Raw genomic sequence first — 16,326 nt, forward strand, 5'->3', positions numbered from 1 at the left:
CCCCTCCACTCGCCCGGCGGCGAGTGGGTTACGCGGTGTTGCTCCTCATTGCCGCGCCCTAACCCCCACCTGTTCCTATGTGGTTGAATGCGGGCTAATTTTGTTCAAAGTTTGCAAAGAGTTTGCAACGATTTAGTTGTGAAAAAGTTGTTGAAACAACCTAGCTGACGTTAGAGGCGGCAAACGCAACCGCTACGACACCTGCAACGAGTACAGCAGCTAAAGCGCCAAAAACAATGTAATTCCGTTTTTCTTTCTGGGTTGGCGGCTCTGCGGTGTACATCTTGGGTTCTACCGCGAAGTTATTCAAACGACCGCCATCTTCTTCGGTGTAAGGCATGAAGTAGTCCTCTACGCTACGTGTCTGCGGATCATCCTATCACAACTAAACGTCACTTTTGTTGCATTTCTTAATATTGTCTTTGCATTTCTTAACGCTTTACGAGTGAGTCGGGAGGAATCCCGAGCTTATAACCCTTGCTGCGGTTGAGTTTGGTGCGCGACACCAGACGACCATCGGAACAATGGTCGATGCTATTTTCTCGCCCGCGTCACGACACCCCACCGCCGACGATGGTGACGATTTCGAGGCGATCGCCTTCTTGGAGTTGTGTTGAGTCCCAATATTGACGGTGTAGAATTTCGCCGTTGTATTCCACTGCAATCAAGCGAGGGTTCAAGCCAATTTGTATTAAAAAATCGGGAAGCGATCGCCCTTCAGAACAGGTTTTTAATTCGCCGTTGACTTTGAGATTGATAGTCATAAAAAAAGCCAGAACGTCTTCTTGATAAAGATTTTGAGATTTAGAATCTTACAATGAATTGACATTAATTTCAAGAAAAATTGTTTTAAAGAAACAATTTTTCTTGAATATCGATCCTGTCTTTTTTCGATCTTCAAACAGTTAAAGAAAGCAAAACAAGCTTGCATTGAAAGTGACAAAATTACTCATCGTTCATCTCTCGCATCCGTTCGACCCAAGCCAGTTGAGAGAGAAAGTACTGCGTAACGAGGGTAGGTTGTTCCGCCTCAGCGATCGCTCGCACCATCGCCACGCGATCGCCCCCAGCCATGAAGATATCCCTGATATTGTTCATATCGATGCCGCCGATGGCGAACCAGGGAATCGGACAGTGTTCGGCAGCGTAGCGCACGTATTCCAAACCCGCCGGTTTTTTTCCCTGCTTCACTGGCGTCGCGTATACTGGGCCGACGCCGATATAGTCTACCCCTTCATCGAGGGCGCGGCGCATTTCCTCCGGGTTCGTGGTCGATCGCCCCACAATGCGGTGAGATCCCAACAACTGCCGCGCCAAAGCCACCGGAACGTCTTTCTGTCCCAAGTGTACCCCGTCCGCATCGACGGCTAACGCCAAATCCACGCGATCGTTCATTAAAAACAACGCTCCGTAGCGATGGCAAAGTTGCTTGAGTTTCTGGGCCCTTTGCAAGCGGGTTACGTCGTCGGCGTTTTTATCGCGATATTGCACCAGAGACAACCCCCCTTGCAGTGCTGCTTCGACCACCTCGAACAAATTGCCAGACGGTGTCGTAACGAAGTATAACCGAGACTGTTCGAGTGCTTGCTGGCGTCGGTACGCCAAAAAGCGACTTTCTAGGGTATAAACTTGGTAGCGCATTTGTTTGCACGCCGCCCCCAAGTCCGGGCGATAAAGCTTTCCGTACTCCTCGAGGACGCGCAGCGCCTCTTCAACCCGACAGAGGTTCGCCTGCAACACCTGTTCGACACTGGCGCGTTGAGATTCCTGGGGATGGGTCAGCTCCGTTCCGGGGTCGTCTGGGGTATTCCGTGCCGCTCGGAGAGTCGGATCGTGCCAACGTGCCAGTTCTTGGCGCAACCCTTTGCACGTCTCCGTCAAGCGAACGTCGTTCAAGCCGAAGCGACACCATTCCTCGATAATTCTCAATCCTTCCCGCGCGCGATCGAGGTTGGCGTCTAAAATGCGGCAAACGGCCGGTGGAACGAAGGGTTTAGCGTTGTTTCGTTCTTCCACGAACACTTCTCCCTCGATAACGTTTGGATCTTGAATTTCGCGAACGTTCATAGAAATTGATGGTGATGGGTTCTGCCGTAACGGGAGCATCTGCACGTCGCGAGTTCGATGTTGGTTTCCTCACATTTTGGAGTTCGCCCATGCAGTTTAGGTTTCTCCTGTCGCTCCTGCGAGCGATCGGTCGGTTCGACCGTCTCGGAACGGGTGTCGCCGTTGGGGTGGTTCTGCTTTGCGAGTTGACGTTCGCCCCCTCGCCCCTCGCTCAGTCACTCGAAACGCCCTTCGATCGCCGAGGTGCGATCGCCACCGAGCCTTCCCAAACGCGACTGCTTTATGTCGATCCGGTTCGGGGGAGCGATCGCACCGAGTCCGGCAGTGCTGAAACCCCTTTCGGCACGATTACCCGCGCCCTCGCCGTCGCGCAGCCAAATACCGTAATTATACTCAGCCGAGGCACGTACAGCACCCAAACCGGCGAAATCTTTCCGATCCGTCTGAAATCGGGGGTGACGCTGTACGGCAATCCCGAGGAACGAGGACGCCAAGTCGTCATCTTCGGCGGCGGTACAGTCTCGATAGCTTCGGGAACGCAGCGAGTGGCGATCGTCGGGGTCGACGGTGCGGGACTCAACGGCGTCACGGTCAGCAATCCTGAAGGTCACGGCGTTTGGGTCGAATCTGGCAGCCCTTGGGTCGTCAACAGTCGCTTTTCGGGCAACGGCGGACGAGACATTGCCGTGACGGCCAACGGCCGACCCGTGTTACAGAACAATGTAATGCAGAACGACTCGAACGCAATGGAGAATCGAGCCGATCGCGCCACGGTCGCCCAGCGTTCCACAGAAAACTCCGATGGCGTTGCCGTCGTCACCTGGGGCAGCCGTCAGGCGTTTCGCTTGGATTCTGGCAGTCGCCCTCGTCTCAACAACAAGCCGCAAATTGCCTATCGGGGAGTCGATCGCCCCTTCTCGATTCCCCAAGCGACCCTCGGCACGCTGCCGCCGCTTCCGGTTCCGAACTCGAGTCCTCCCTTGGGCGATCGCGGTGATTTACCCTTACCCTCAACCGAAGTCATTTCCTTGGTTCCCGGCGCACCTCCACCGCCGCCTGCATACACGGACGACTTAGTCACCGCCCGATTGCGCTACCGCATTCTCGTCGTCCCGCGCAACAGCACCGAGGCCAGTTTGGTTCGTCTAGTGGTTCCCGACGCCTTCACCGTGCGCCACTCTGACGGTAGTTTCACGCAAGCCGGAGCCTTTCGCAATCGCGATCGCGCCGAACGGGTATTACAGCAACTGCACGAAAACGGCTTGAACGCCCGTTTAGAGGAATTGCCCTAGGGAGAGGGGGAGAGGGGGAGAAAGGGAGAAGGGGAGAGGGGGAGAGGGGGAGAAAGGGAGAAACTATGAACTGTTCCCCGTTCCCCGTTCCCTGTTCCCTGTCTTCACTGGTGACTGTTTTTAACTGTTATGGGTTTTCGAGACTTCTTCAACGACCCACGCGAAGGTTTGTAAGACTTGTTGTAACGTCAACTCGTCTTGCATGGCCGACAGGCGGAGGTTGGGAAAGCGGGTTTCCGTGGGATTCGTCGGCAGTGCCATCCCGATGGAACTGAATTTCGATCGCAGTTCGTTCCACTTTTCCGGGTCGTCGAAGGGCGATCGCGAACCGTAGCTTTGGGAGGAAATTTCCAAACCGCCCCAAATCCCCACGTTAAACAAATCTCGTCCCGGCTGACCCTGGCGACTGGGCAACGACACCACGAAGCCACCGTAATTGTCACCTTTGCCCCATTGCACCTCCACCTGTGGGGTCTTATTTTTCGCCCACTCGTAGATTTTCCCGGCGATTTTAGCTTCTTCCCGCCCTCGACGCGCCTCGAATTCTTGGAAAAACGAAGTTTCGTCCCAACGCCGCCGTTCCCGCGTCGCACTGGACTTTTTCAAGCGGGCTTCTGCTGTTTGTCCGAGAACTCGGGGAACGAGCATCCGCAGGTTGTCCGGTTCGCGATCGGTGTATTGCTTGAGTTCGATCGCCAGCACTTCCGCCGGGTCGACTTGTTCGTTGAGGAATTCCACGACCCGCCGCAATTCCGAGGGGATGATATCGGCGACGAAGACCAAGCGTAGTTTTCCAGCTTGTAGGTGAGTTTTCACCTTTTGCCAAAACCGTTCCTCGTCGGCTTCCGTTCCCAAAAATTCTTCAAACACCTGTTCCGGATCGCGGCCGAGTTCGCGACAGTTGGTTTCAAACTGCGACACGATGGTATCGACAGGCCAGTAAATGCTGGCGTTGGCGGCGTAGTCGAGCATTTGACCGATAATTTCCTGGCGCACGCGGCTGTTTTCGACCCGTCGCACTTCCACCAGAGTCGGAATCGCGTTTTGATCGATAAACAGGCGATCGAGCGACCAACGGGCGGTTCCGTCTTCTTCAGAGGGAATCGGGGTTTCTCGCTTTACCAGCAACCAATGACGGGGGAGAGCCGTATCGATTTGATCCCCAGCCAGTAGGTTGGGATAGGTTTCGAGAAGTTCTTGCAGTTGTTCTTCGGATTCGTAAGATTGTTCTGACATCTCGACCAACTGCTCGTCGTCCTGAATCAGATAAATGCCTCCACCCATCGATTGTCCTCTGTAGCGTTGCTGTAAAAATTGCTAAACATCTGTCTGCGACGGGATTGAATTACCCGAGGCAACCGGAGAACACGCGCTCGGCAGCGCCTGTCATGTAAACGCGCCCGTTATCTTGCGACCACTCAATTTCTAGCTGTCCGCCCGGAAGTTCGACTGTGGTTTTGCGATCGCAACGTTGGGTGAGAACCCCTGCCACGACGGACGCACAAGCACCCGTTCCACAGGCCAGCGTAGCACCTGCCCCCCGTTCCCACACCCGCATTTTTACGGTATTCGGCGCTTTAACCTCGATAAACTCCGTATTAATTCGCTGGGGAAATTCCGGATGGCGCTCGAATTGCGGTCCGATTCGCGCCAGATCGATGGCGTCTGCGTCTTCGACAAATGCGATACAGTGGGGGTTGCCCATACTCACGCACGTAACCGACCACGTCCGATCGCCGACTTCGAGAGAGCGATCGATGACTTTGTCAGTCTCGGCGGCCAGGGTCGTGGGAATTTCCCCGGCGAGCAGTCGCGGCAGACCCATATCCACTTTAACCCGTCCGTCCGTCTGTCGTTGGGGGGCGATGACCCCTGCTAGGGTATGGATGCGGTAGATGTCTTTGGCGCGATCGCCGTCGAGTTCGGCGACGAACTGCATGAAGCAGCGAATTCCGTTCCCGCACATTTCCGGTTCGGAACCGTCAGAGTTGAAAATCCGCATGGCGTAGTCGGTATCCCCCACGCCGGGAAGTACGAAAATTACACCGTCAGCACCGATACCGAAATTGCGGTGACACAGCCGCTCAGCGTCTTGGGGGGTCAAAACGGGGGCCGATTGGTGGCGGTTGTCGATGAGAATGAAATCGTTGCCTAAACCGTGATATTTGGTAAATTCGATAGCCATCGTGAGTCAGAGGTGTTGCTGACGGTATGGGGATAGGGACGGACGCGATCGCTGATTTCCCGAATCTTGATGAAGTCGGCACGATCGCGCAGTCTCACAAAGTGTTGTCCGGTCGGTTGCCGCGATCGCGTCTGTCCGCACCATCGTAGAATACGTTAGGGTCTCTGGTGTCTATTATGTTACAGGAGTGTAAATCATGACGATCGATCTCGATACGAGCCTTCCGAGCATTCGCTTTTTTCAAGAGTACGTTAAAAACAAAACTCGTTTGGAGTTACAAACGACTCTCGGCGAGCGACTCGTTGGGAATTTAATGTGGCAAGATCCAATTTATTTTTGTTTTCAAAACGAGGAAGGACATCAGTATTTTGTGAATCGCGAGTTAGTGGTTTATATCAAGCCAACTGAGATACAGGATTCCGAATCTGAAGACTCGGACGAGTAATTCTGTATTTCATGGCTGCCCTGTATTTTTAGAAAAAATAAATATCAGCTCGTTTTTTGCATGAAGTTGTTTTTCTTGCGATCGCTTCATGTTTTTCTGGTTTTGAAACTGCATTGCCCGAAAACAAATACTCGATGGATTGCCTAAAATTTCGAGGCTACACAGTGTAAATTTTAGGTAAATTTTAGCAAGATCGCTCGTCTTAATATACTTGCAATCCTGCACAAAAACATCGAATATTGCAATCTTTAAAAATGCAGTTTCGATCGCAATAAAAAACCTAACGCGATCGCAATTCAAAATTCGGCTGCAATGTCAGTAACTCTCCCGGTTGGTAGCTGTGGGTAATCCGTCCGGCTCCCCGTAAAATCCGAAAATAATTGCGGGCGACCTCACCACCGTGAGGTGATAACTCGTCGATACCGATCCCGTTACGTCCGAATTCCCGTCCAGAACTGTGAATATATCGATTTTTTCCCAAATACAGCCCCACGTGGTTCGTTTTCTGAGGCGTTCCGAAAAACACCAAATCCCCAGCTTGCAACGCCTCGATCGAAATCGGTTCGGCAAAAGCTTCCTGTAAATAAGCATCCCGAGGCAACCAAATCCCCACCGAAGCAAATGCCGCCTGTATCAACCCCGAACAATCGTAATTCGGACCGACCGTTCCTCCCCACAAATAAAACTCGTGTTCCGCCATCGCGCGATGCGTAAACTCGATAACTTGGGGAATCGCCGCCCGAATTTCCGCTTGACTGAGATCGAGGGGAGAATAAGAGGTTTCCACACGTTCGAGGTGGCGTACCGCCTCCAGCTTTATCCATCCTGGGTAATCGTCTTCGCACAGGCGCACGAACGCAGAAGGAGTCTTCTCAGACGGCAGTGATACAATTCGCAGGTGTCGCCCTGTCGCCGCTTGAGTGGCCAACGCTTCACAGCGGGGGGAATCGTAGAGGTCGACTGCTGCTAGGCTGCAATATTCAGCGACTCGATTCAATTCGACCATTTCGATAGTGACTTTCAATACTGACTGGACATTTGACGATGACGTTTTTTAGAAAAGACGACCGACTTCAAGAGTACGGCGATCGCATTTTACAAGCGACCTGGGATACCTTTCCGGAGCTATCGGAAAATCAGATCGCCTTAACCTGGATTCCCTACGACCCTCCAATCGCCGTCAACACGGGAGGCGCCCTCAGCGCAACCGAATTTTGGAAGTACCAACCTCGAGGCTTTCATTATCGCGGAGTCGAACGCATCTATCCGGCAAGCGTCGTCAAACTATTCTATCTAGTGGCGGTCTACGAATGGTTAGAAAAAGGGATGCTTCAACCCTCTCCCGAACTCGATCGCGCCGTTCGCGACGCGATCGTCGATTCGAGTAACGACGCCACCAGTTTAGTCGTTGACGTTCTCACCGGAACCACCAGCGGGCCGGAACTTCCCGCCGGGCCCTTTGAAACCTGGAAAATGCAGCGGAACCTCGTCAACCGCTATTTTCACGCGTTAGGATGGCCGGAACTCGAAACGATTAACGTCAACCAGAAAACCTGGTGTGACGGAGCTTACGGTCGAGAACGGGCGTTTCTCGGCACGATGATGGAAAATCGCAATATGCTGACGACGAACGCCACCGCTCGACTGCTACACAGTATTATTGGCGGTGTTGCAGTTTCTTCCCAAGCGTCGCAGCAGATGATGGCGTTAATGAAACGCAGCCTCGACCCGACGGACTTGGCCGCCGACCCGGAGAACCAAGTTACGGGCTTTCTCGGGGACGGATTATCCTTGGATACGGGGGTTTGGTCGAAAGCAGGGTTGATGAGTCGCGTTCGTCACGATGCGGCGTATATCGAGTTATCGGACGCCCGACCTTACGTGTTAGTAGTATTTACTGAAGGCCCCGAACAAAGTCGCAACGAGAAGCTGTTACCGTTCGTGTCCCAACAAGTCGCCCAAGCCATGCGGGAATTGAGTCAAGAAAGTTGAGGTGATGGGAAGATAAGGTGATGGGGAGCAACGATTACCTGTTAACTGTCCTCACTGCTCACTGTTCACTGTTCACTGTAAAAAGCCCCAGCTTCTTGAGGAAACCGGGGCTTCGTTTTAAAACGGAGAGAGAGGGATTCGAACCCTCGGTACGGCCTTACGATCCGTACAACAGATTAGCAATCTGCCGCTTTCAACCACTCAGCCACCTCTCCAGGCTTTCAGGATAACTATTGTAGCACAGAATTTTTTCTCGTACACCCCCTGACGAACTTTTTTTGGGCAATGGGGAAAAATCCCCGGTCAGTTCGGGAGTCGAGGCGTTGAAGCCGTTGCGAAAGTTCCTCAACGCCTCGAGTTTAAGCGGCTAGAACCGTTCGGATTCGGGGGCGGGTTTGTTAACTCCAGCACCGGGTTCGACGAGGAAGCGGTTATCGTCGCTGTTGTTTTGATAGATACACTGCACTCTGGGATTGTTGTTGAGATCTCCGGTAAAGCCAAAGGTGTTCAGGCGGTTTTTACAGTCGCGCACCTCTTCAGAGGTTACAGCTTTCATGCGTTCGAGAACTGACCAGTTGTTACTGCGGACGACACATCCAGGTTCCATACTCGGCTGCGCCATGTAGACGTTGAAGGGGTTGAGGGTGACGTAGGCGCGGCTTTCGACGACCATCGCGCTGGCGCCGTACTGGACGCAGACTTCCGGGTTGGGGGCGCTGCGATCGAGGAACTCGCGCGAGGCGACGTTCTGGGCGTTAACGTTGGTGGTGGAACTAAACGCAATCCCGACCCCTACGCCGAGAACGAACACGCCGCCGATCAGGGCGAGTAGAGTGTAGTTAAATGCAGATGTGGATTTGCGTTTCATCGTGAGTTTGGCGTCGCCTCCAAAGCAGTAGTGTTGGGTGAGTTTACCGTAGACTGTAAATTGATGTTAATAATTTAACGTGCGAACTCGGGAACCGTCATCGGGTTGCAAGCGGTCGGATACTTCTAGTTTAATTGTCGATCGAGGAATGCGACCGAACGCTCGACCGAACTCTTCCAAGATGCGATCGCGGGGCATCTTTCCCGATACAGCATCTATATTACTGAAGAGTGATACAATGAACCGATATCCCAGAACAGGATACTTGTAGGATATGAATCTTTCCCCCCTTGCACTCTTGGCTTTTGCGGCGGCTTCTCCCAGCGCGACAGCACCCGAAAGACCGGAAGTTGCCATTCAACTGCCCGATAACTGCCAGATCGTCGAGTTAACGCCAGCGCAAACCGGACGAGCCGATAGTATTTTCGTCTGTGCGCCCGAGTCGGCTGACGGTCCGGCGCCGGTTTTGGGGAACAATATCGAAATTCCCGAACTTCAGGAAGCGGTGGAGTTTGCGGATTTGGGCGATCGCTGGGAACGTCCCTATATCGAAGCCTTAGCCAGACAAGGCATTATTCCCGCTGCTGAAGATGGGAAATTTAATCCAGATTCACCCTTGACAGAAGCCGAGTTTCATAAGTGGCTCGAAAAAAGTGTGGAAGCCCGTAATGAAATGAACGGGAACGCGGTAGAGGAGACGGACGAAGCCAAAGAGGAAAAGCCATCAGTTCGTTTGACGCAGTTCGGCAAAACTTTGTTGGGGAAAGTGAACGAGGAGGCAGACAAACCCGAAGCTGTCGCCTCGCGTTTAGAAGTCGTGGTGGCGTTGGCGGATAACTTGGGACTGTCGCTGACGCCAGAACAGAAAGAAAAGAGCAAGTTGGAACTGCGAGATCTCGATCGCGTCCCCGACGATGCCCGAGAGCGAGTTTTAGCGGCGATCGCACATGAAATCATCGTCCCCGATCCCGAAAATCCAGCACTCTATCCCAACTTTGCCGCAACTCGGGCGGACGTGGCAGTGTTGCTGTACAAAACGATGGTGAAAGGGGGCGGACTGGCACCGATCGCCATCGATTCTAAGGGTTCGATCGCCAACGCCGAGATCGATCGCGATCCCAACGCGCAACCGCTGAACTCCCCCGTCGCCACCCCCGATTTAATCGCGCAACTGTTCGCTAACTCCAACACCCCCGGAACTATCGCTCTGGGGATGGCAGAGGGAACCCGCACGGTTGACGGCGGCAAAACCTCCGCTTACTGGGGTCACACCGACCCCGGAAACGGCAAGCGCAACATGGGAACCTTCAGTTTCCAACATGGGGCGCGAACGCCCGAAGAAGCCGATTTCCTACAACTGCAACGACTCTATCAATTCACTGCCGCCTTACAGAATTACGCCCAAGATAACGGCATGAATTTGTCGGCGATCGAGTTAATCGCCGGAATCGACTTAGCCAACCAAGCCCCCCTCGCGGCGCAACATTACTTAGCCAACTTGCAACAGCTAAAAGCTCGCGGGTTTACGGGAATGGACGCCATTTTAGAGGCGCGGGCGTACAGTTACATCAATCCCGCTACGGGACGTTTGGAAGCCTCCGGTTTCCGCAATAACTGGGCGTGGTTGCGCTACGACCAAGCGCGACGTTTGGCTGCAATTCAGTACACTTTGGATTACTACGGTGTCCGGTAAGGGGTTCCGCCAACTTTCGATGAAGGTTTTGTGGCGGCGATCGCAGTTCCCGTTACCGACGATGGGACTTTCGACTTTTCTGCGGTTTTCGAGACGATCGAGGAACGCGATCGCTCGAATTACCAGACATAGAGTTCTAGAAACAGACAGTTCGTAACCCCACTAACGAACCCCCCAACATCGAAGGTTGGGGGGTTCGCCATCGACGCGCCTACGCCGGATAAATCCGAAGTCGGCGGTTCGGTTCGTCGCCGAAACTATCGGATTTCAACCGGTAGTGTTCGACGAGTTCGTGTTGCATTTTCCGCACTTTCGGCGATCGCGGTAACAACTCAACCGGTTGTCCCTTCGGAAGAACAATTTGTTCGACCGCCAATCGCGCTTCTTCGAGGGCTTCGATTTCGTCGTCGCTGCCGTTTTGAGTAAACAGGCGCAAATCGGCAACATCGGGAACGCCGGGATCTTCCATCTTCAACAAACGGCGCAACGCTCGCGTAATTTGCGGAACCGTACTCGATTTGATGAGATGGATGGGAATTTGTCGGGCTTTCGCCACGTGGCGCAGCTTAGAATGGTTCTTCAGATTCGATCGCAACGCCAACACCGCATCGGCACCGTCCAAATCCTTCGTAATCGCCACGGGCAATTCCAACACATCGATCGTTTGTTCGAGTTGCTGGCGACTGACACCGTAAGGATACAGATAGAACAGTTCCTCCTCGTCGGAAATTTCGTTTCCGAAGCGATCGAACTGCGTCGAAGACCCCGCTAAGGACGCGTCCAACAACTGCTCGAAATGCTTCTGGGGCGAAGTGGACGTGGGAGTCGTTCGCGATTTAGACCCCGGTTTCGGCAGCGGTTGCATCCGCCCCGACGCCCGCCAACCTCGCACCCCAGCCGGAGGATTCGGGGGAACCGCCGACAGACTGTCCGGCAGTTCGTGGGTAATCGCAACTTGACCGTTTTCCTTCATCGTCCGCACTTGCGGGTTGGGATTGCGTCCCCGCAACAGCGTATCGACGGTATCGGCAACGCTTTCGTGAACCACCCAGCGATACCGTTCCAGCATTTCTACAGCGATGTCGAACGTGGGAGGGGCTTTCCGTTCGAGGACGGTTTTTTGAGTTCCCCGCCGTCGGGCTTCTTCGTCGCCGAGCGTCACCGATTGAATGCCCCCGATTAAATCCGCCAAGGTGGGGTTTTTAATCAGGTTCTCGATGCGGTTGCCGTGAGCGGTTCCCACCAATTGCACGCCCCGTTCGGCGATGGTTCGGGCGGCCAGGGCTTCGAGTTCCGTGCCGATTTCATCGATGACGATGACTTCGGGCATATGGTTTTCTACCGCCTCGATCATCACCTGATGTTGCAGTTCCGGACGAGCGACTTGCATGCGCCGGGCGCGACCGATGGCCGGGTGCGGGATGTCTCCGTCTCCGGCGATTTCGTTGGAGGTGTCGATGATGACGACGCGCTTGTCGAGGTCGTCGGCCAGAACGCGGGCGATTTCCCGTAGAGCGGTGGTTTTCCCGACGCCGGGTCGTCCCAGCATTAGAATGGACTGCCCCCGTTCGACGAGGTCGTGAATTAACCCGATGGTTCCGAAAACGGCTCGTCCGACGCGACAGGTTAAGCCGATGATGTCGCCGTTGCGGTTGCGGATGGCACTGATGCGGTGCAGGGTTTGTTCGATTCCCGCCCGGTTGTCGCCGCCAAACCGTCCCACGCGCTCGATGCACAGGTCGAGTTCGGCTTGGGTGACGGGGGTTTCGGACAGGTACTCTGCCGCACCGGGAAATCGCGCTTCGGGAAGCCGTCCTAAGTCCATGACGATTTCGATGAGCCGATCGCGCTGAGGGTGGCCGTCGAGCCGTTCTTGGATGTCCTCGGGTAGTATTTCGATGAGGCGATCGAGATCGTCGGTAGTGCGTTGGGTCGCCGCATCGACAGGAGTGCTGTTTGGAGAGTTCTCGCCCGCTGCGGGACGGAATTCTGGCGACGCGTCTCGGCGATCGGTTTTGAGAATGTCGGACGAGTTAGACGGATAAATCGGATTGGAGTTGACCATGAATATGTTAAAGGCAACAGGACTGGCGAAAAGGAATGCTAGCGATCGCGACGTTTCAACGGGAGGGTTTGTGTTGAGAGACGAGCGATCGCGCGAGTTCGACGGCAGACCATAGCAAATCTGGATGGTTTTCTAAATACAGGGTGGAGTCACCATTTCGACGCTCTAATTGCTCCAAAATTGGAGAGAGCAGCGATCTCGCATAACTTCCATAGGCAACACCTGCTATATATTTAGCGGCTGACGGGCATTTTGGAAATTGTTTTTTCTCCAATTCTTCAAAATTTAACGAGTTATTAAACAAGTTTAAAGATTTGAGTTTGGAGGCGGTATGATGGTTAGTTCCTCCTGCTAGTTGAACGTGGCCGGGAATCCCGGAATCGAGAACTTTTTTTCCAAATTCGATCGCGGCCTTAGTCGTTCCTTTTCCGATATCGCCACTCATGGGGCGACCGTCGGTTTGCCAGATGACGGGGTACGGCAAGGGCGACATCAAACGGTAGAGCGATCGCAGGTAGTCGAGGGTATCGGCGCGATCGGGACAGCTAACGGCGATCGCTTTGAGGCGATCGACCCACGGACGAACGGCACGCCACAGCCGCTGGAAATCCTCAAACTGTCCCGGCTGGGTGTGAATTTCGAGGGCATCGACTCCCATCGACAAGACGAGAGGTGCGACGCTGGCAGGCGTGGCGACGTAAGATCGCGTTTCGATGAAGCCGTAAGGACAGATGGGGATGCAGCGACCGCACCCGTAACAGCGGCGATCGGCGACGCCGTGGCGATCGATGGCATCGGCCGGACAAACCCGCTCGCAAGGACGGGAACAGTCGGGAGGACAGCGATTAGGATCGAATTCTGCTTTGCGGAAATGGGGATCTTCGGCATCGTTGACGCTCGCCATGAGCAGCGGAGATGCCGTCTGTGCGATCCGCCCGGCCGCCTCGATGCCTTCCCGTGCCGCTTCGACCACTGCCGGATCTGCGGCCACGTCGATACAATCGGCACCGGCCAGGGTGTACGCCAGGGTTAAGTTACGGACGGCCGGCAGATGTTGGAAGCTGGCTCCGCAAATGAGTTTGAACCAGGTTCCTTTTTGTAGGGACTGTAAGGGACATTTCAGCTTACTCACTCTTATATGCTACTGTGTGGGGTTCAAAATGGGGAGAGCGCCGGAAAGCGTCTTTCCCATTGACCCGAGGCGCGATCGCCCTTGCCTCTTCTCTAGATATGGGGTGCGATCGCTCTTGCCACTACACTATAATACAAACATACTACAAATACCAGTTTTGGATGGAGATTGACGAAGATCTCCAGATAATGGTCGGGGAACCGTTTCGGAACTCTTGAACTCTCTACCGAGATCCGTCGCAGTGCTCCGCCCATAGCCGAAGGCTTGGGGGGTGGTGAAGCGGCGGGCGACCGAAGGGAGCAATCACTCAATCTCCGCCTGCTGCTCAATGTACTGCTTGATGACTGCCAAAGGTGCGCCGCCACATGAAAGCAGGCAGTAGGTTCGGCTCCAGAAAACAGGCTTGCCACGGTAAATCTGATTGAGGTGTTCAGCAAATTCCTTCCTGATGAGCCGACTTGAAACGGTTTTCAGGTTGTTGACCAGCTTAGATGGCTGCGCCTTGGGATTTACCGACATCAGGATGTGAAGGTGGTCGGCCTCTCCGTTGAACTCCACCAGCTCGCACTCCCACTTGCTCAACGTCTCTTCAAAGATTTGCCTAAGCCGCTCCAACATCGGCTTGGTGATACATTTGCGACGGTACTTGGTCACGACGACTAAGTGAAAATGAATCAGGTAAGTGCAGTGTCTAAGTTTGTTTAACTGCTGTGGCATCGCTGACGACTAAAGGTTATCATGTCCCTATGATAACCCTGACGTATGAGTACAAGCTAAAACTGACTAAGCAGCAAGCCGAACAAATCGACCACGATTTAGAGGTGTGCCGCAAGGTTTGGAACTATGCGCTAAGAGAACGCAAAGATTGGATGGCTTCGCGGAAGTGTTCGATCGACGCCTGCTCTCTGCGTAGCGAGTACATCATGCCGGCAGATGAGCCTTACCCCAGCTTCAAAGTTCAATGCCAGCGTCTAACCCAGGCCAAGAAGGCGAATCTCGATCTAGCTTCGGTCAACGCCCAGGCTTTGCAGCAAGTCCTAAGACGCCTCGACCAAGCGTTTGAGCGTCGGCAAAAGCTGGGTGCTGGCTTCCCACGGTTCAAGAAAGCGGGTCGGATGCGGTCATACGTCTTTCCTCAACTGGGTAAGGTGCCGTTGGCACAGGGACGAGTTAAGTTACCTAGCCTTGGCTGGGTGGCGATTCGTCAGTCTCGCCCTTATCCAGAGGGCTTTGTTGTCAAGCAAGCCAGGGTTGTCAAACGGGCGTCGGGCTATTACCTGATGCTGTCGTTTCAGGCTGACATTGCCATTCCAGAGCCGCCGTTGGTGGGTCATGTTGTCGGAGTCGATGTCGGGCTGGAATATTTTCTTTCCACCTCAGACGGTCTTCAGGTTGAACGACCTAAGTTTTTTGTGGATCTGCAACGCAAGCTGAAATTGCTGCAACGCAGGTTAAAGCGAAAACAAATTGGGTCGGCCAACTGGAAAAAGGCTCAAGCTAAGGTGGCGAGATTGCACGAACGAATTGCCAATACCCGCAAAGACTTTCACTTCAAGCAAGCCCACAAGCTTTGTGATGTCGCTGACGCGATCGTGGTTGAAGACTTGAACCTGATTGGCCTGAGTCGCGGGGTATTAGGCAAGCATATGCTAGATGCTGGTCACGGGCAATTCCTTAATTCGGTGCTTCCCTGGGTTGCATTTAAGCGTGGCAAGGCAGCCGTCAAGGAGGATGCACGGGGAAGCAGTCAGGAATGTCCGGCTTGCGGTGCTGTGGTCAAGAAAAACCTTTCTGACCGCTGGCATCAGTGCTCCTGTGGATGTTCAATGCCCCGTGATGTGGCAAGCGGCATCGTACTGCGAAATAGGTTCTTAGGCCGTGGGGCGCACGGTCTTCAAAATGCCCCTGGAGACGATCTGACGGGGGTGCCTTTTGGGGCATCTAGTCAAGTGTCTGTGAACGGGGAATCTCCAGCTATACGCAAAGCGTTAGCTGGATGAGCGTCAAGTTCTCTCGTCCTTGGATTTTCACACCTCTTATCGCCGAACACTGACAACTGGAAATATTTGTACTATAATAAGAAAAACAAGGAACGACATCGCGCCTCAACACGGGGCCTTAAAGGTTTCGACGTGTTGGAGAAATCCGAAGCGTGATTCAGGCCGAGAGTGAGTCTCCTCTCGTAAATCCAAGGCTCAAACCAAAAAGTAACTGCGAACAACATCGTTCCTTTCGCTCGTAAGGCAGCTGCTGTTGCCTAAAAACCTCTAAAGGTTCGAGCACTCATAGTCTGACTCCGTTAAGGGCTATGGGTAAACCCCAACGGATGCGCTAGTTCGTCGTCTCTGGTCGGCGCTCTAGCAAAGACTCTACCAGAGCATCCCGCCATCCGGGATAATGGATGGTCCCCGCTCTGAGGGTAAAAAGAGCTAAGCCTGTGAACGATCGTGAGGTCAATACCCAAGGCGGACACGGGTTCGATTCCCGTAGGCTCCATTCCACTTCACGCCAACTGAATCCCCAATTTGGCAAACGACCCGGTTTCCTTTGAGAACGGGTCGTTTTTTAACAGGGGAGAGGGGGAGAG

The 16,326-nt window shown here is 53.8% G+C and carries 16 protein-coding genes, 1 tRNA gene and 1 other RNA gene; 7 read left to right on the forward strand and 11 right to left on the reverse strand.

Annotated elements, in window-relative coordinates; genetic code table 11:
* Positions 1-160 precede the first annotated feature (160 nt).
* The 3 genes from psb34 to POG22_RS23320 all read right to left on the reverse strand — a co-directional run bounded on the left by psb34 (position 161) and on the right by POG22_RS23320 (position 2,067).
* Entirely contained in the window at positions 161-340 is a 180-nt protein-coding gene (gene psb34, locus POG22_RS23310; RefSeq protein ID WP_035493658.1) for a photosystem II assembly protein Psb34, read from the reverse strand.
* Positions 341-551: 211 nt separating this feature from the next.
* Positions 552-764: a sulfur carrier protein ThiS gene (thiS, locus tag POG22_RS23315; RefSeq protein WP_017662428.1), complete on the reverse strand. Its 213-nt coding sequence runs from the start codon at positions 762-764 to the stop codon at positions 552-554.
* 181 nt (positions 765-945) lie between these two features.
* The gene (locus POG22_RS23320) at positions 946-2,067 is read right to left on the reverse strand and encodes a thiamine phosphate synthase (protein ID WP_498907306.1); all 1,122 of its coding nucleotides are present in this window, start codon (positions 2,065-2,067) and stop codon (positions 946-948) included.
* Between the two features lie 89 nt (positions 2,068-2,156).
* Between POG22_RS23320 and POG22_RS23325 the strand changes: the two genes are divergently transcribed.
* Entirely contained in the window at positions 2,157-3,359 is a 1,203-nt protein-coding gene (locus POG22_RS23325) for a DUF1565 domain-containing protein (protein ID WP_498907307.1), read from the forward strand.
* A gap of 120 nt (positions 3,360-3,479) precedes the next feature.
* On the opposite strand, the gene POG22_RS23330 is transcribed toward POG22_RS23325, so the two are convergent.
* Complete coding sequence (locus POG22_RS23330) at positions 3,480-4,643, reverse strand: hypothetical protein (protein ID WP_498907308.1); 1,164 nt, start codon at positions 4,641-4,643, stop codon at positions 3,480-3,482.
* A 61-nt stretch (positions 4,644-4,704) separates the two neighbouring features.
* Positions 4,705-5,544, reverse strand: coding sequence for a diaminopimelate epimerase (gene dapF, locus POG22_RS23335; RefSeq protein WP_498907309.1), 840 nt, complete (start codon positions 5,542-5,544; stop codon positions 4,705-4,707).
* Between the two features lie 26 nt (positions 5,545-5,570).
* Between dapF and POG22_RS23340 the strand changes: the two genes are divergently transcribed.
* Both POG22_RS23340 and POG22_RS23345 read left to right on the forward strand, forming a co-directional pair.
* Positions 5,571-5,693, forward strand: a complete 123-nt coding sequence (locus POG22_RS23340) for a hypothetical protein (RefSeq protein WP_498907310.1) — start codon at positions 5,571-5,573, stop codon at positions 5,691-5,693.
* A 47-nt stretch (positions 5,694-5,740) separates the two neighbouring features.
* Positions 5,741-5,989: an Hfq-related RNA-binding protein gene (locus tag POG22_RS23345; RefSeq protein ID WP_498907311.1), complete on the forward strand. Its 249-nt coding sequence runs from the start codon at positions 5,741-5,743 to the stop codon at positions 5,987-5,989.
* Between the two features lie 280 nt (positions 5,990-6,269).
* On the opposite strand, the gene POG22_RS23350 is transcribed toward POG22_RS23345, so the two are convergent.
* Complete coding sequence (locus POG22_RS23350; protein ID WP_498907312.1) at positions 6,270-6,995, reverse strand: C40 family peptidase; 726 nt, start codon at positions 6,993-6,995, stop codon at positions 6,270-6,272.
* A 38-nt stretch (positions 6,996-7,033) separates the two neighbouring features.
* Here POG22_RS23350 and POG22_RS23355 point away from each other — a divergent pair, with 38 nt between their 5' ends.
* Entirely contained in the window at positions 7,034-7,981 is a 948-nt protein-coding gene (locus tag POG22_RS23355) for a serine hydrolase (protein ID WP_498907313.1), read from the forward strand.
* A gap of 123 nt (positions 7,982-8,104) precedes the next feature.
* On the opposite strand, the gene POG22_RS23360 is transcribed toward POG22_RS23355, so the two are convergent.
* Positions 8,105-8,196 (reverse strand) — tRNA-Ser (locus tag POG22_RS23360).
* Positions 8,197-8,348: 152 nt separating this feature from the next.
* Positions 8,349-8,849: a DUF3172 domain-containing protein gene (locus tag POG22_RS23365; RefSeq protein WP_428012802.1), complete on the reverse strand. Its 501-nt coding sequence runs from the start codon at positions 8,847-8,849 to the stop codon at positions 8,349-8,351.
* A gap of 274 nt (positions 8,850-9,123) precedes the next feature.
* Here POG22_RS23365 and POG22_RS23370 point away from each other — a divergent pair, with 274 nt between their 5' ends.
* Positions 9,124-10,542 (forward strand): S-layer homology domain-containing protein, encoded by a 1,419-nt coding sequence (locus tag POG22_RS23370; protein ID WP_498907314.1) that lies wholly within the window; start codon positions 9,124-9,126, stop codon positions 10,540-10,542.
* A gap of 211 nt (positions 10,543-10,753) precedes the next feature.
* Here the strand turns inward: POG22_RS23370 and POG22_RS23375 are convergent, their stop codons facing one another.
* The 3 genes from POG22_RS23375 to tnpA form a co-directional block, all read right to left on the reverse strand.
* Positions 10,754-12,607 (reverse strand): R3H domain-containing nucleic acid-binding protein, encoded by a 1,854-nt coding sequence (locus tag POG22_RS23375; protein WP_498907315.1) that lies wholly within the window; start codon positions 12,605-12,607, stop codon positions 10,754-10,756.
* A 55-nt stretch (positions 12,608-12,662) separates the two neighbouring features.
* Positions 12,663-13,739, reverse strand: a complete 1,077-nt coding sequence (ldpA, locus tag POG22_RS23380; RefSeq protein ID WP_498907316.1) for a circadian clock protein LdpA — start codon at positions 13,737-13,739, stop codon at positions 12,663-12,665.
* Between the two features lie 303 nt (positions 13,740-14,042).
* Entirely contained in the window at positions 14,043-14,456 is a 414-nt protein-coding gene (gene tnpA / locus POG22_RS23385; protein ID WP_498907317.1) for an IS200/IS605 family transposase, read from the reverse strand.
* Here tnpA and POG22_RS23390 point away from each other — a divergent pair.
* Together POG22_RS23390 and ssrA are read left to right on the forward strand one after the other, a co-directional pair.
* A complete protein-coding gene (locus POG22_RS23390) occupies positions 14,450-15,739 on the forward strand; it encodes an RNA-guided endonuclease InsQ/TnpB family protein (RefSeq protein ID WP_498907318.1) in 1,290 nt (429 codons plus the stop codon). The two genes, tnpA and POG22_RS23390, sit on opposite strands and share 7 nt — an antisense overlap.
* 112 nt (positions 15,740-15,851) lie before the next feature.
* Positions 15,852-16,238, forward strand: a transfer-messenger RNA (tmRNA) gene (gene ssrA, locus POG22_RS23395).
* Positions 16,239-16,326: the final 88 nt, after the last annotated feature.

Source organism: Geitlerinema sp. CS-897 (assembly GCF_028368005.1).
GTDB classification, from domain to species: Bacteria; Cyanobacteriota; Cyanobacteriia; order Cyanobacteriales; family Geitlerinemataceae; genus Baaleninema; species Baaleninema simplex.